Source organism: Streptomyces sp. NPDC048111 (assembly GCF_043202815.1).
In the GTDB taxonomy this organism is placed as follows: domain Bacteria; phylum Actinomycetota; class Actinomycetes; order Streptomycetales; family Streptomycetaceae; genus Streptomyces.
Genome location: NZ_JBIDBD010000014.1, coordinates 81,029 through 95,539 on the forward strand (window position 1 = coordinate 81,029; position 14,511 = coordinate 95,539).

At 70.1% G+C, this 14,511-nt stretch carries 17 protein-coding genes; 7 read left to right on the forward strand and 10 right to left on the reverse strand.

What is annotated here, in order from left to right:
- Positions 1-14: 14 nt before the first annotated feature.
- From rplW to rpsJ, 4 genes are read right to left on the reverse strand one after another with little or no spacing between them, the layout of a single operon-like run.
- Positions 15-329, reverse strand: a complete 315-nt coding sequence (gene rplW / locus ACGF3I_RS22245; protein ID WP_053727606.1) for a 50S ribosomal protein L23 — start codon at positions 327-329, stop codon at positions 15-17.
- The gene (rplD, locus tag ACGF3I_RS22250) at positions 329-979 is read right to left on the reverse strand and encodes a 50S ribosomal protein L4 (RefSeq protein WP_393134576.1); all 651 of its coding nucleotides are present in this window, start codon (positions 977-979) and stop codon (positions 329-331) included. The genes rplW and rplD overlap by 1 nt, the downstream gene beginning before the upstream one ends.
- Positions 980-986: 7 nt before the next feature.
- Positions 987-1,631, reverse strand: a complete 645-nt coding sequence (gene rplC, locus ACGF3I_RS22255) for a 50S ribosomal protein L3 (RefSeq protein WP_114037188.1) — start codon at positions 1,629-1,631, stop codon at positions 987-989.
- Between the two features lie 14 nt (positions 1,632-1,645).
- A complete protein-coding gene (gene rpsJ, locus ACGF3I_RS22260) occupies positions 1,646-1,954 on the reverse strand; it encodes a 30S ribosomal protein S10 (protein WP_003948644.1) in 309 nt (102 codons plus the stop codon).
- Positions 1,955-2,608: 654 nt separating this feature from the next.
- Here rpsJ and ACGF3I_RS22265 point away from each other — a divergent pair.
- Positions 2,609-4,654 (forward strand): PIG-L family deacetylase, encoded by a 2,046-nt coding sequence (locus tag ACGF3I_RS22265; protein ID WP_393134717.1) that lies wholly within the window; start codon positions 2,609-2,611, stop codon positions 4,652-4,654.
- 171 nt (positions 4,655-4,825) lie between these two features.
- Here the strand turns inward: ACGF3I_RS22265 and tuf are convergent, their stop codons facing one another.
- From tuf to ACGF3I_RS22290, 5 genes are all read right to left on the reverse strand, one after another.
- Positions 4,826-6,019 carry an elongation factor Tu gene (gene tuf / locus ACGF3I_RS22270; RefSeq protein ID WP_053731194.1) on the reverse strand — a complete coding sequence of 398 codons (1,194 nt, stop codon included), beginning with the start codon at positions 6,017-6,019 and terminating at the stop codon, positions 4,826-4,828.
- A gap of 163 nt (positions 6,020-6,182) precedes the next feature.
- Complete coding sequence (gene fusA / locus ACGF3I_RS22275; protein WP_393134578.1) at positions 6,183-8,309, reverse strand: elongation factor G; 2,127 nt, start codon at positions 8,307-8,309, stop codon at positions 6,183-6,185.
- Positions 8,310-8,348: 39 nt separating this feature from the next.
- Positions 8,349-8,819, reverse strand: coding sequence for a 30S ribosomal protein S7 (gene rpsG / locus ACGF3I_RS22280; RefSeq protein WP_018101248.1), 471 nt, complete (start codon positions 8,817-8,819; stop codon positions 8,349-8,351).
- A 2-nt stretch (positions 8,820-8,821) separates the two neighbouring features.
- Positions 8,822-9,193 carry a 30S ribosomal protein S12 gene (rpsL, locus tag ACGF3I_RS22285; protein WP_003948652.1) on the reverse strand — a complete coding sequence of 124 codons (372 nt, stop codon included), beginning with the start codon at positions 9,191-9,193 and terminating at the stop codon, positions 8,822-8,824.
- A 304-nt stretch (positions 9,194-9,497) separates the two neighbouring features.
- Complete coding sequence (locus tag ACGF3I_RS22290) at positions 9,498-9,968, reverse strand: helix-turn-helix domain-containing protein (RefSeq protein ID WP_393134580.1); 471 nt, start codon at positions 9,966-9,968, stop codon at positions 9,498-9,500.
- A 317-nt stretch (positions 9,969-10,285) separates the two neighbouring features.
- On the opposite strand from ACGF3I_RS22290, the gene ACGF3I_RS22295 reads away from it, so the two are divergent.
- From ACGF3I_RS22295 to ACGF3I_RS22305, 3 genes are read left to right on the forward strand one after another with little or no spacing between them, the layout of a single operon-like run.
- On the forward strand, positions 10,286-10,666 hold the full coding sequence (locus tag ACGF3I_RS22295; protein WP_393134582.1) for a WhiB family transcriptional regulator: 381 nt from the start codon (positions 10,286-10,288) through the stop codon (positions 10,664-10,666).
- Positions 10,663-11,577 (forward strand): hypothetical protein, encoded by a 915-nt coding sequence (locus tag ACGF3I_RS22300; protein ID WP_393134584.1) that lies wholly within the window; start codon positions 10,663-10,665, stop codon positions 11,575-11,577. Before ACGF3I_RS22295 ends, ACGF3I_RS22300 begins: the two co-directional genes overlap by 4 nt.
- Entirely contained in the window at positions 11,574-11,807 is a 234-nt protein-coding gene (locus tag ACGF3I_RS22305) for a hypothetical protein (RefSeq protein WP_393134586.1), read from the forward strand. The genes ACGF3I_RS22300 and ACGF3I_RS22305 overlap by 4 nt, the downstream gene beginning before the upstream one ends.
- A 154-nt stretch (positions 11,808-11,961) precedes the next feature.
- Here the strand turns inward: ACGF3I_RS22305 and ACGF3I_RS22310 are convergent, their stop codons facing one another.
- A complete protein-coding gene (locus ACGF3I_RS22310; RefSeq protein WP_393134588.1) occupies positions 11,962-12,258 on the reverse strand; it encodes a hypothetical protein in 297 nt (98 codons plus the stop codon).
- Positions 12,259-12,850: 592 nt separating this feature from the next.
- On the opposite strand from ACGF3I_RS22310, the gene ACGF3I_RS22315 reads away from it, so the two are divergent.
- The 3 genes from ACGF3I_RS22315 to ACGF3I_RS22325 all read left to right on the forward strand — a co-directional run bounded on the left by ACGF3I_RS22315 (position 12,851) and on the right by ACGF3I_RS22325 (position 14,416).
- The gene (locus ACGF3I_RS22315; protein WP_393134590.1) at positions 12,851-13,258 is read left to right on the forward strand and encodes a hypothetical protein; all 408 of its coding nucleotides are present in this window, start codon (positions 12,851-12,853) and stop codon (positions 13,256-13,258) included.
- A 79-nt stretch (positions 13,259-13,337) separates the two neighbouring features.
- Positions 13,338-13,913, forward strand: a complete 576-nt coding sequence (locus tag ACGF3I_RS22320) for a phage tail protein (RefSeq protein WP_393134592.1) — start codon at positions 13,338-13,340, stop codon at positions 13,911-13,913.
- A gap of 212 nt (positions 13,914-14,125) precedes the next feature.
- The gene (locus ACGF3I_RS22325) at positions 14,126-14,416 is read left to right on the forward strand and encodes a hypothetical protein (protein WP_393134594.1); all 291 of its coding nucleotides are present in this window, start codon (positions 14,126-14,128) and stop codon (positions 14,414-14,416) included.
- Positions 14,417-14,511 lie beyond the last annotated feature (95 nt).

Consider the following 14,511-nt stretch of genomic DNA (forward strand, 5'->3'; position numbering starts at 1 on the left):
ACCAGGGCGCTCCGTTAGGAGGCCTGGCCGAAGATGTCGATACGGTCGCCCTCAGCAAGGGTCACGATGGCGCGCTTGGTGTCGGCACGCTTGCCGAAACCGGTCTTCGTGCGCTTGCGCTTGCCCTGGCGGTTGATCGTGTTGACCCCGGTGACCTTGACCGAGAAGACCGCTTCCACGGCCTGCTTGATCTGGGTCTTGTTGGAGCCCGGCTTCACGATGAACGTGTACTTGTTCTCGTCGAGCAGCGCGTAGCTCTTCTCGGACACAACCGGCTTGACGAGAATGTCGCGCGGGTCCGTGAAGGTCTTGCTGGTGATCTCGGCCATCAGGCTTCGCTCCCCTCGTTGTCATCGGCCTTGGGGCCAGACACGAAGGACTCGAGAGCGGCCTGGGTGAAGACCACGTCGTCGGAGACGAGCACGTCGTACGTGTTCAGCTGGCCCGGCTCCAGGATGTGGACCTGGGGCAGGTTGCGGGCGGACAGCCACGCGGCCTCGTCGGCGCGGTCGACGACCAGGAGCAGGTTCTTGCGCTCCGAGATCTTGCCGAACAGCGTCTTGGCGGCCTTGGTGGAAGCCGAACCCTCGACCACGCCGGTGACGACGTGGATGCGGGAGTGGCGCGCCCGGTCGGAGAGGGCACCGCGCAGAGCGGCGACCTTCATCTTCTTCGGGGTGCGCTGCGAGTAGTCACGCGGCTGCGGGCCGTGGACGACGCCACCGCCGGCGAACTGCGGCGCACGGGTCGAACCCTGACGCGCGCGGCCGGTGCCCTTCTGGCGGTAGGGCTTCTTGCCACCACCGCGGACTTCGCCACGGGTCTTGGTCTTGTGCGTGCCCTGACGGGCAGCGGCCAGCTGAGCGACGACGACCTGGTGGATCAGCGGAACGCTGGTCTTCGCGTCGAAGATCTCCGCGGGGAGCTCGACGGTCCCGGCCTTGTCGCCTGCCGGCGAAAGGATGTCAATGGTGCTCATCGTTACCTCAGGCCCCCTTGGCCGCGGTACGGACCAGGACGAGGCCGCCGTTCGGACCGGGGACCGCGCCCTTGATGAGCAGCAGACCCTTCTCCGCGTCAACAGCGTGGACGGTCAGGTTCTGGGTGGTCACGCGCTCGTTGCCCATGCGACCCGCCATGCGGAGGCCCTTGAACACACGGCCAGGGGTGGCGCAGCCACCGATGGAACCGGGCGAGCGGTGCTTGCGCTGGGTACCGTGACCGGCGCCCAGGCCCTTGAAGTTGTGACGCTTCATGACACCGGCGAAGCCCTTGCCCTTGCTCTTGCCCGTGACGTCGACCTTGACGCCGGACTCGAACACCTCGGCAGTGATCTCCTGGCCCAGCGTGTACTCGCTGGCGTCAGGGGTGCGGAGCTCCACCAGGTGGCGGCGCGGGGTCACGTCGGCCTTGGCGAAGTGACCCTTGAGGGGCTTGTTCACCTTGCGCGGGTCGATCTCGCCGAAGGCGATCTGGACCGACTCGTAGCCGTCGACGTCATTGGTGCGAACCTGCGTCACGACGCACGGCCCGGCCTTGACGACGGTGACCGGGACGACGCGGTTGTTCTCGTCCCAGACCTGGGTCATGCCGAGCTTCTCGCCCAGGACGCCCTTGATGTTCTTGCTCATCTCGGCCCGTCCCTTCAGAGCTTGATCTCGATGTCGACGCCGGCCGGCAGGTCGAGACGCATCAGCGAGTCAACCGTCTTCGGCGTGGGGTCGAGGATGTCGATGAGGCGCTTGTGGGTGCGCATCTCGAAGTGCTCGCGAGAGTCCTTGTACTTGTGCGGCGACTTGATGACGCAGTACACGTTCTTCTCAGTGGGCAGCGGCACCGGGCCCGCGACCGACGCACCAGTGCGGGTCACCGTCTCGACGATCTTCTTCGCCGAGGAGTCGATGACCTCGTGGTCGTAGGCCTTGAGCCGGATGCGGATCTTCTGTCCCGCCATGGCTACCTAGTAGTCCTTTGTCTCGTAACGCTCTGGAACCCGGGGGATCTGATGACTCCCACCTCCGACCCACGCGGTCGGGCGTGTCGCACTCCCTCTACGCAGAAACCCCATAAGGGATTTCCCAACCAAGGGGATGCGGGCCACAGGACCTCGCAATCGGGGGCAGAACACCCACCGGACGCCTGGCCGGAGCCCCGCTGACACTTCCCGGAAGATTCCCGTACGTCCGCCCCAGTAGGGACGACGAGTACTGTGGGACTCGCTTCCGGTCCTCCCGGCGGGAGGCGCGCAGCATCGGCACTCAACCGAGCAACCCCGACAGTCTGCCACACGGGGCGGGGGCCTGGCCAATCGCAGCCGGGAAGCGTACCCCACGTCACACCTGCTCACGCATCCGGCTCGCGGCACCCCGCCGCACCCCGCCCGCCCCGGACCCTCCGAGCCCCCCACCCCCGGCCCCGCCCGGGCCGGCCCGCCATGGCCGACAGACACAAGGCACTGTGCCCAACTCGCCCTGATGCAGGCCCAGTTGGGGATTCCCCGCCACAGCGCCCGAAGCCCGTCCCGCTCGCACGCAACCCCGCCCCCCGCTCCCCCGTCTCACAGGGCGCGCGCGACCCCGGGGTCCGCGAAAGGGAACTGGTGGACGGGATGTACGTGGGCGAGACGGGCGGGTCCTCAGGGCCGGGGCGACGGACCGTGCTGGGTGGTGTCGCGGCGGCCGGGGTCACCGCCGCACTGGCGGGGTGCGCCCCCGCGCGCGGGCGCACGACGGGCGGGCCCGAGCCGCTCGGGGCGCCGCCCCGCAGACCCCTGCTCCTCCAGATCCTCGCCCACCCCGACGACGACCTGTACTTCATGAACCCGGACACCCAGCACGCCCTGGACTCCGGAGTGCCGCTCGTGAGCGTGTACGTCACCGGGGGCGAGGCCAACGGGGACAACCGGGTGGTCAGCGACACCGGACCGCGCGTGTACGACAAGGCCGCCTACTCCTCCGCCCGGCACCAGGGGCTGCGGCAGGCGTACGCCACCCTGCTCGGGCTCGACAAGTACGCGCCCTGGCAGAAGTCCGTCGCCGAGCTGCGCGGCGGCCACCGCGCCGAGGTCAACCGGCTCCAACACCGGGGCCGCAGCGTGGAGTTGGTGTTCCTGAACACCGCCATGCACACCCCGCTCGGCGGGCGGATGGGGCTGCCGAGCCTGTGGGCGGACCACCGCCTCCAGCTGCCCGTCGTCATCGCCGAGGGGTCCCCGCTGACCCGGGCCGAGCCGTACACCTACGACGGCCTCGTGGACGTGCTGGCCGGGCTGCTCGCCGACCACTCCCCCACCCTCGTCCAGACCCTCGACCCCGACCCGGACATCCAGCACAGCTCACCCGCCGACCGCGCGCACGACTCCGAGCAGCCCGGGTACTCCGACCACGCCGACCACACCGCCGCCGCCTCCTTCGCCTGGGCCGCGCTGATCCGGCACGCCGAGCAGGGCCACGCCTTCCTCGCCACCGCCTACCGCGCCTACTACAACCGCCACTGGCCCAAGAACCTCCCCCCGAGGGTGCTCGCCGAGAAGGCCGCGCACCTCGTTCCGTACGGGGGCGACAAGGAGTGGCAGTGCGGCAACCCCGGCGGGTGCGGGGACTACAACGTGGGCGGGAAGCGGCCGCTGACCAACTGGAAGGGGTGGGTGCGCTCCACCCACCACCGCCACCCGGGCCCCCGCCTGGTCCTGTCCGGCACGGACGGCACGGACGGCTCGGCCGCCTACGGGGTGCTCGGGCTGCGGGCCGTCCGATGGCGGCGCGGACCCGACGACAGCTGGGGCGAACCCGAGGACCTGGGAGGGTCGCCGCTCGCCCCCGTGCTCGGCGGGGCCAGCCTGCCCGACGGCCGGCAGCTCCTGTTCGCGCTGCGGTTCTCCTCGCTCCAGGGGCGGGCCGGCGCCAACACCCGGGAGATCGTCGTGCTCGAACAGGGCGCGCCCGGTGGGGAGTTCGGGGCCTGGCGCGGGCTCGGCAATCCCGAGCGCGGGGACGACCGCGGGCGGCGGATCGGGCTCCCGCTCGCCCTCGCGGCGCCGGACGGCCGCGTCCACCTCTTCGTGCGCAACGCGGACCGGGGCGTGAGTACGCGCGTGCGCGCGGCCGACGGCGGCTGGTCGCCGTGGCGCGATCTGGCCGGAGGGCCCGTGCAGGAGGGGCTGAGCGGCGTGGTCGACCAGCGCGGACGCGTGCACGTCTTCGGGGCCGGCGCCGACACCGTGCACCACTGGACGCAGCCCGCCGCGGGCAGCCCGCTCGCCCCGGTCCCGTCCCGGCTGCCGCTCCCCGTCGACCCGGTGGCGCCGCTCGCCTCCGGTGGCGGCGTGGAGCTGCTCTACCGCACGTCCGCCGACGCCCGAAAGGCCCGCCAGGACCCCGGCTCGCCCGCCTCCCCGCGCCTCACCTCCGTACGCCTGGACGGCGGCCCCGCGACCGGGGTCGCCCTCGACGGGTACGGGCCGGTCGCCGCCGCGGGCGGGTTCGTGCTGGGGCCGGACGAGCGCGGGGTCCTGCAACTGGCGGACGGGAAGCGGGTGTTGAGGCGCGCCGACGGCGTCGTCCCGGTCGGCTCGGCCGCCCTGTCCGCGCAGGGCGGGCGGGCGCTCGCCGTCGGGCTGGGGGTCGACGCGCGGCCCTGGTCCTGGCGGCCGTAGACACCGGCACATCCGGCACCCCGGCCCACCGGCACCCCGGCCGCCGCACGCGGGCCGGGTGCGGCGGCGCCGGCCGCGTGACGCACCCGGAAACGGCGAAGAGCCCCGCACCTCGAAAGGTGCGGGGCTCTTCTGACAGCTCAGCGAGCTACCAGGTCAATCGTCAGGTACTTACTTGACGATCTTGACGACCTGGCCGGCGCCCACGGTCCGGCCACCCTCACGGATGGCGAACTTGAGGCCCTCCTCCATGGCGACCGGCTGGATCAGCGCGACCGTCATGGCGGTGTTGTCGCCCGGCATGACCATCTCGGTGCCCTCGGGGAGGGTAACGACACCGGTCACGTCAGTCGTACGGAAGTAGAACTGCGGGCGGTAGTTGTTGAAGAACGGCGTGTGACGGCCACCCTCGTCCTTGGACAGGATGTACGCCTGGGCCTCGAACTCGGTGTGCGGGGTGACCGAACCGGGCTTGATGATGACCTGGCCGCGCTCGACGTCCTCGCGCTTGATGCCACGAAGCAGCAGACCGACGTTCTCACCGGCCTGGCCCTCGTCGAGCAGCTTGCGGAACATCTCGATGCCGGTGACCGTGGTGGTGGTCTTCTCGGTCTTGATACCGACGATGTCGACGGTCTCGTTGACCTTGAGGACACCACGCTCGATACGACCGGTGACGACGGTGCCACGACCGGTGATCGTGAAGACGTCCTCGATCGGCATCAGGAACGGCTTGTCGACGTCACGCTCGGGCTGCGGGATCGCCTCGTCGACGGCGGCCATCAGGTTCAGGACCGACTGGCCCCACTCCTTGTCGCCCTCGAGCGCCTTGAGCGCCGAGACCTTGACGACCGGCAGGTCGTCGCCCGGGAACTCGTACTCGGAGAGGAGCTCACGGACCTCGAGCTCGACGAGCTCCAGGATCTCCTCGTCGTCCACCATGTCGGCCTTGTTCAGGGCGACGACGATGTACGGAACGCCGACCTGGCGGGCCAGGAGCACGTGCTCCTTGGTCTGCGGCATCGGGCCGTCGGTGGCGGCAACCACGAGGATCGCGCCGTCCATCTGCGCGGCACCCGTGATCATGTTCTTGATGTAGTCCGCGTGACCGGGGCAGTCGACGTGGGCGTAGTGACGCGACTCGGTCTGGTACTCGACGTGCGCGATCGAGATCGTGATACCGCGCTGGCGCTCCTCAGGAGCCTTGTCGATCTGGTCGAAGGCCGAGGCCTCGTTCAGGTCCGGGTACGCGTCGTGCAGCACCTTGGTAATGGCGGCCGTGAGGGTCGTCTTACCGTGGTCGATGTGACCGATGGTGCCGATGTTGACGTGCGGCTTAGTCCGCTCGAACTTTGCCTTCGCCACTGGGGTCCTCCTGCGGAGTGGTTCTGGTACGCCTTACTCATCGGCGCCAGGTGATCTTTGCTGGGATGCCGGGGCCACCCGGGGCACTTACCGTAAACCTGATGGTTTACGCCGAATGCCCCGGTGGCTCCGGTGACAAGCCTAAAGCGTGAACTCGGAAGAGTTACTCGCCCTTGGCCTTCGCGATGATCTCCTCGGCGACGTTCCGCGGAACCTCGGCGTAGGAGTCGAACTGCATCGAGTAGCTTGCGCGACCCGAGGTCTTGCTGCGGAGGTCGCCGACGTAGCCGAACATCTCCGAGAGGGGCACGAGGCCCTTCACGACGCGGGCGCCGCTGCGCTCCTCCATGGCCTGGATCTGGCCACGGCGGGAGTTGATGTCGCCGATGACTTCACCCATGTAGTCCTCGGGCGTGGTGACCTCGACGGACATCATCGGCTCGAGGAGCACGGGCGAAGCCTTGCGCGCGGCCTCCTTGAAGGCCTGCGAACCGGCGATCTTGAACGCGAGCTCGGAGGAGTCGACCTCGTGGTAGCCACCGTCGAGAAGAATGACGCGGACGCCGGTCATCTCGTAGCCGGCCAGGATGCCGAACTGCATGGCCTCCTGCGCACCCGCGTCCACCGACGGGATGTACTCCCGGGGGATGCGGCCACCGGTGACCTTGTTCACGAACTCGTACGACGCCTCGCCGCCCTCGATGGGCTCGATCGCGATCTGCACCTTGGCGAACTGACCGGTACCACCGGTCTGCTTCTTGTGGGTGTAGTCCACGCGCTCGACGACCTTGCGGATCGTCTCGCGGTACGCGACCTGCGGCTTGCCGACGTTCGCCTCGACCTTGAACTCGCGACGCATGCGGTCGACGAGGACGTCGAGGTGGAGCTCGCCCATACCACCGATGATGGTCTGGCCGGTCTCCTCGTCCGAGTGCACCTGGAAGGAGGGGTCCTCCTCCGCGAGACGCTGGATGGCGACACCCAGCTTCTCCTGGTCACCCTTGGACTTGGGCTCGATGGCGACCTGGATGACCGGTGCCGGGAAGTCCATGGACTCCAGGATCACCGGGGCCTTGTCGTCACACAGCGTCTCACCGGTGGTGGTCTGCTTCAGGCCCATGACGGCGACGATGTCACCGGCGCCCACCGACTCGATCTCCTCACGCTTGTTCGCGTGCATGCGGTAGATCTTGCCGATGCGCTCCTTCTTGCCCTTGATGGGGTTCAGCACCGCAGTGCCGGCCTCAAGGCGACCGGAGTAGATCCGGATGAAGGTGAGCTTGCCCAGGTGCGGGTCGGAAGCGATCTTGAACGCCAGCGCCGAGAGGGGCTCCTCGTCGGACGGCTTGCGCTTGACCACGACCTCCGGGTCCTTGACGTCGTGGCCCTCGATGGCCTCGACGTCCAGGGGGGAAGGCAGGTAGCGGACGACGGCGTCGAGCAGGGGCTGAACGCCCTTGTTCTTGAACGCGGTGCCACAGAACACGGGGGTGACGGTGGTGTCGCCGCCCTTGCCGGACGCGATGGTGATGCGACGCACCGCGGCGTACAGCTGCTCCTCGGTGGGCTCGACGCCCTCGAGGAAGAGCTCCATGATCTGGTCGTCGTTCTCCGCGACGGTCTCGACCAGCTTGCCGCGCCACTCTTCAGCGACCTCGGTGTGCGTGGCCGGGATGTCGACGACGTCGTACATCTCGCCCTTGGTCGCTTCCGCGGACCACACGAGGGCCTTCATGCGGACCAGGTCCACAACGCCCTCGAAGTTGGCCTCGGAACCGATCGGCAGCTGCATCACGATCGGGGTGGCGCCGAGGCGGTCCACGATCATGTCCACGCAGCGGTGGAACTCAGCGCCGGTGCGGTCGAGCTTGTTGACGAAGCAGATACGCGGAACGCCGTAACGGTCGGCCTGACGCCAGACCGTCTCGGACTGCGGCTCCACACCGGCGACACCGTCGAACACGGTGACCGCACCGTCGAGGACGCGGAGCGAACGCTCCACCTCGACCGTGAAGTCCACGTGGCCCGGGGTGTCGATGATGTTGATGGTGTGGTCGACGTCCTCGAGCGGCCAGTGGCAGGTCGTCGCGGCGGACGTGATGGTGATGCCGCGCTCCTGCTCCTGCTCCATCCAGTCCATCGTGGCAGCGCCGTCGTGGACCTCACCGATCTTGTACGAGACACCGGTGTAGAACAGGATCCGCTCGGTGGTGGTCGTCTTGCCCGCGTCGATGTGGGCCATGATCCCGATGTTGCGGACCTTGGCCAGGTCAAGTGAAGTGGTAGCCATATCGGCTCAGTCTTCTCTCGGTCTCGATGTGGGTAGCGACTACCAGCGGTAGTGCGCGAAGGCCTTGTTGGACTCGGCCATCTTGTGGGTGTCCTCACGCTTCTTGACCGCAGCGCCGAGGCCGTTGGAGGCGTCGAGCAGCTCGTTCATGAGGCGTTCGGTCATGGTCTTCTCACGGCGGGCGCGGGAGTAACCCACGACCCAGCGCAGCGCGAGGGTGGCGGCGCGACCGGGCTTGACCTCGATCGGCACCTGGTAGGTGGCGCCACCGACACGGCGGGACTTGACCTCAAGAGACGGCTTGACGTTCTCCAGAGCGCGCTTCAGCGTGATGACCGGGTCAGCACCGGTCTTCTCGCGGAGGCCCTCCATGGCGCCGTAGACGATGCGCTCGGCGGTGGAGCGCTTGCCGTCCAGCAGGATCTTGTTGATCAGCGAGGTGACAAGAGGAGAGCTGTAGACCGGGTCGATGATGACCGGGCGCTTCGGGGCGGGGCCCTTACGAGGCATTCTTACTTCTCCTTCTTGGCGCCGTAGCGGCTGCGGGCCTGCTTGCGGTTCTTGACACCCTGGGTGTCGAGCGAACCGCGGATGATCTTGTAGCGAACACCCGGCAGGTCCTTCACACGGCCACCACGCACGAGCACGATGGAGTGCTCCTGCAGGTTGTGTCCCTCACCCGGGATGTAGGCCGTGACCTCGATGCCGGAGGTCAGACGCACACGCGCGACCTTACGGAGCGCCGAGTTCGGCTTCTTCGGGGTGGTCGTGAACACACGCGTGCAGACGCCGCGGCGCTGGGGCGAACCCTCGAGCGCGGGCGTCTTGTTCTTCTCGACCTTGTCCTGCCGGCCCTTCCGGACCAGCTGCTGGATCGTAGGCACTACTTCTCCGGTTTCTGTGTGCCGTAGTAAAACTAACCTGGAACACAGCGCCGACCCACGCGGTCGGGTGTGTCGAATACTGCAACCCCCTGCCCGGAGGCAGGAGAAGCGCAGATTGCGGTGGCCGGTCTGGGAGCTCACCCTGCGGACGTAGGCACGCAGCGGAGCCCAGGCACACCCCAGGCACAAGGTCTGAGCGTACCTACCTCATCGACTTGGGTCAAAACAAATGCCGTCCACGCCGACACGCCGGTGAGCAGGCCCCCGGCCGATCCGCCGGTCGGCGGATCGGCCGGGGGCGCGCTCAGCTGCTCGCCGAGACGTCGCGCCGCCGGGGCTGGGCCTCTTCGGGACGGGCTCCGCTCACCGCGATGATCATTTCGGTCATCTCCACGAACTGGCGGCGGTGGCTGTCCGGAATGCCCAGGAGCTCGGCCGCCTCGGCCGGTGTGATCCGGCCGCGCCCGGCGCCCTTGCCCGCGGCCCGGCCCGGCACCTCCGGCAGTGGCAGGTCGTCGGCCGTCACGCGGCCCGACGCGATCAGCATGTCCCGCAGCCCGACCCCGAGGACCCGCGCCAGGGCGCGCATGGTCTCCAGGTCGGGCAGGCTCTGCCGCTGCAACAGCCGCGTCACCGCGGCCCGGTGCACACCCGCGTCCTCCGCCAGACGGGACCTGCCACCGCCCCGGGGGCTGTCGATGTCGTATCCGCGCTCGCGCATCAGGTCCTCGACCCAGCCCGCAAACCGCTCCATATCCGAGCTTTTCTCGCTCATAGCACGCTCCCTCCGCAACACCGCCGACCCTACCGTCCGTTCGCGCGCGCAATGACCAGCATGACGAGCGAGCCCGCAACTAGCCACCCCGACAGGCAAAATCCAGGTATTCCGGACGTGAAATGCACTCCAGGACGGCACGCGGTGTCGGAATCCAGCGACACAGAGCGAGCTTTGTTGCGCCCGCGCACGCAATATCGGTAGAGTTGATTGCGCAACCGCAACAAGAGCCCACGGAGGCTCCGCAACCTCCGTGTGCCCACGCCCCGCCCCGCATCTCTTTTTCTCGCCCCTTCTTCTCAGAGGGATCCGTTTCCATGCCCGCACCAGCGCTCGTCCGCTCACCCCTGTCCCGGGGCGCCCACCCCGCCGTCCGGCGCTCCGAGGACTGGCGCACCCACGCCGCCTGCATCGGCCTGCCCGACCACGCCGTCTTCGCCCGGGAGCCCGAGGCGGCCCGGCCCGCCCTGCGCGCCTGCGGCATCTGCCCCGTACGCCGCTGCTGCCTGGAGGCCGTCGCCCCCCAGGACAACTGGTTCGACGGCGTCAGCGGCGGGCGGCTGTGGAGCAACGGCCGCCAGGTCAGGGTTCCGGCCGACGCGGGCCCCGCCCGTCCCGGCGGTCCCGCCCGTCCCGACCGCCTTCGTACGACGCCCGCCGGTTCCGGCGCACACCGCCCGCAGGAACCGCAGTCATGAACACAGGAGCAGCCGTCATGACCCACCGCCCCGACCCCGCCGCCGTCTGGCTCGGCATCCTGCGCCGGCAGTTCCCCGAGCTGCACCACGAGCTGGCCCCCAGCCGGGGCGCCCGCCCGCTCGGCGCCGGGCGCTCGGGCCGGCCCACCGCCCCCGCCGCGCCCATACGGCTCTTCATATCCGACACCATCCGCGACATCACGGACGGTGTGGTGGAGCTGGAGGAGGCGGTCACCGAGAAGCTGCGCCTGCCCCGCTCGCCGCGCGGCACGGTCGAACAGCGCCTCGCCCGCCTGCTCGCCCTGCTCGGCGACATCGCGGACCACCCGGTCCTCGCCGAGCACGTACGGGGCGAGGCCCGGCGGATGGCCCGCCGCTGCTCGCTGGCGCTCGGCGACACCGAGAGCCCGGTCCGCGTCAGCGGCCGCTGCCCGCACTGCGACTCGGTGTCCCTGCGGGTCTTCCCGCACCGCGAGACGGTCCTCTGCGTCAACCCGGGCTGCCGCTGCGCCGCGCCCGACTGCGCCTGCCGCACCGACGGCGCCCACCGCCACGCCTGGGCCCGCACCGAGTGGCAGCACCTCGCCGACGCGGCGGGCAGGGTCCTCACCGAACTGACGGCCGCACAAGAAGCGGACGGGGCAGGGGAGTTGGGGAGTCCCGCGCACCCGGAGGGGCCGGCGCGTGCGGGGCAGCAGGTACGTGCGGGTCAGTCGGCGCGTGCGGAGCATTCGGTGGCGCCCGGCGCTGGGCCTGCGACGGCGCGTGCGGAGCATTCCGCGGCGCCCGGCGCTGGGCCGGCGACGGTGGTGGGCCCGCGGGGGTCCGGGCCGCGGCCCGCCTCGTGCCGCGCGGATCAGGGGTGTGCCGCGCACGCGGCGTCCGGCCCGCGGGAGGTCCAGGCCCGATGAGTACGACGCGCACGGCTCCGCGCTCCACGCCCGGCACCGCCCTCATCACGACCGCGATGGCGGCCGAGGAGGCCGCGGTGGCCCCGGACACCATCCGCAAGTGGGTCCAGCTCGGCCACATCGCCCCGGCGGGGCGCCGCGGCCGCTCGAACCTCTTCCGTCTGGCGGACGTCTTCGCCGCGGAGCGCGCGACCCGCCGCCCCCACGAACTGCGCGGCCCGCGCCCCTGAGCCACTCCCGCCGCGCTCCCCCCGCACCCCCCTTAACGAACACCCCCTGCCCCCCCCGCACTCCGTACAGAGAAGTGCCCCGCAGCCGATACGGCTGCGGGGCATTCGTGCTGGGGGCGGGGCACAGACCGGGCCCGGGCCGCCGCCGTGCGGGCTAGCGCACCCTGGGCCGCGGGGCGCCGCGCCCGGCACCGCGCACGTCCCACGCGGGGACCTGGTAGACCTGCGCACCGGCCGGCGCATCGTCCCCCAACGTGGCCATCGCCTCCTGCCATCCCGTGACGAACCCGTTGAGCTCCGCGTCCCCGATCGCGCGCTCCGCCACCTTGCCGACGACGGCGCTGAGCGCGCGGGCGACCTCGGGGGTGAAGGATCCGGCGCTGGCGGAATCGGCGGCCACTTCCACGGTGGCGATCACGACGTCCGAGACCCGCTCGTTGTAGACGCTCACCGGGCGACTCCCCCGCACCCCACGACCTGCTCGCTCATGCCACCCCCAGGTGCTCTTCGTCGGCTCATGCGCCCTTCCGTGCCACTCCCGGCCATCTGCCACCAGTTGTCCCGGAGTGCGCTGCAACCACCAAGTTAACCCCTGCAACTGACACCGTGTTCCCTGAGGTCCGCCCTGAAAGCCTTCGGCGAAGGGACCACTCGCACGCCGTCCGGGCGGCCCGTGCGCCGCCGCCCGAGGAGTGCTTGCGCGAACGACCCTGGCCACGCTCCGCCGCCCTCCCCGGGCGCCGGGCCGGACCGTCTGATTGCGCGCCCGAAACCTCTTGTTGCGCACTCGCACGATCTCGTTCACAATAAGTGCAGCGGCGGAGCTGTGCCCCTCACCGGGCAACGGCCTCCGCCGCTTCGCGTTGAGCGCCTCCGGCGGCCACGGGCCGAACGGCAGCCCACTCTCCCGCCCTCCGCACTGCCCGCGCGGCCCGCACCGCCGGGCGCCCGACGCACCCCCGCACCACCGACCTCCCGGGGCCCCCGTCTCTCCCAGGCGCCCCCGACGCAGCGACTCACCGACTCATCGAAAGGAGGCCCGGTTGAACGAGGCCCTGCTCGCGTTCCCCGATGTGGAGCGCCTGATCGTCGACCACCTCAAGAACCGGCCGGAGCTGGCCGGGGTGGACGTCGACAACCGACCGCCGCCCGTCTTCGACGGTACGCAGAAGGCGGTGCTGGTCTCGCGGACCGGCGGCGCCTGGGTCGACGACCTCCATCTCGACCAGCCGCTGGTCGAGTTGGAGGTGTACGGCCCGACCAAGACGGACGCGCACACCGTGTCGCTGTCCGTCCGCGCGGCGCTCCTCCAGCTCCGCGGCACCACCTACGGGACCGCGGTCGTCACCGACGTCGTGGAGACCGAGGCGGTGCGCTGGCTGCCCGACTACAACCGGCCGGCCGGCAACCGCTACCTCACCACGGTGCGCTTCTCGCTCCGCCCGTCCTGATCCCCGTCCCCACGCCATCGAGGCCCCGCCACGTCCGGCGGGGCCTCTTGCACATCCTGAACACAATGAGGAGAACCACATGTCCGGAATGAACCCGAGCGAGATCCGCGTGGCCGGCACCGGCCGCATCTTCCTCGCCAAGACCGGCACCGATGCGCCGGTCGACACCACCGCCGAGTGGGGCCCCTCCTGGCACGACCTGGGCTACACCAGCACCGACGGCGTGAAGTTCGGCCGCAAGGGCAAGACCGCCAACATCGACACGTGGCAGTCGCTGACCCCGGCCCGCACGATCTACACCGAGCGCGAGCTCACCCTGAAGTTCGGCATGCTCCAGCTCAACGAGGACACCCTGCCGTTCTTCTTCGGCGGCGGCGAGGTCGTGGAGACCGCCCCGAACTCGGGCCTCTACAAGTACGAGATCCACAGCGACCAGGGCGAGGACGAGCGCGCGCTCGGCGTCGAGTTCAGCGACGGCGCCGAGGTGCGCTACCGCTTCGTGGTGCCGCGCGGCGTGGTCACCGTCTCCGACGACATCGACCTCAACCGCAAGGGCGCCGTGAAGCTGGGCGTCACCTTCACCGCGATGGCCGCGAAGCCGGATTCGCCGCTGGCGACGTGGCTGATGAAGGACAAGGCGTTCGCGACCAAGTAGCACCCTGGGTTCGGGAGTTGGGGCATGCCGCCCGAACTCCCGGGCCCGCCGCGGTCCGGGACCCGAGGCCTTGGCCCCCACTCCCGGACCCGCCGGGGGCGGAAGCGCGCCGCCGTGCCGCTTCCGCCTCCCCTTCCACCACCTGAATCGGCGGCGCCGCCCCGCCCTCCCCTCCCCGGGGCGGCGCCCCCTCCCTCCTGAGGAGCAGCACCATGTCCGGATTCGACGTCAACGCGGCCCGCGCCCAGCGCCTTGAGGCGCACGGCAGCGCCTGGTCCTTCCAGCTGGACGGCGACACCTTCGAACTCCCCACCGAGATCGGCCACCGCACGGCCCGCGCGCTGCGCGACCTCGACGACAGCGACGTCGACGGGCTGCTCGGACTGCTCCTGGGCGAGCAGCAGTTCAAGCGCTTCCTGGAGCACGACGTGACGATGCAGGACATCGCCGCGATCCTGGAGGCGTACGGCACGGAGACCGGGCTCGGCCTGGGGGAAGACTGAGCCTCGACGCGTTCGTCGAAGAACACGCCGAGGCTCTTGAGGCCGACCTGCTGCGCCACTACGCCGTCGACCTCCTCGACTGGCACCGCGGCACC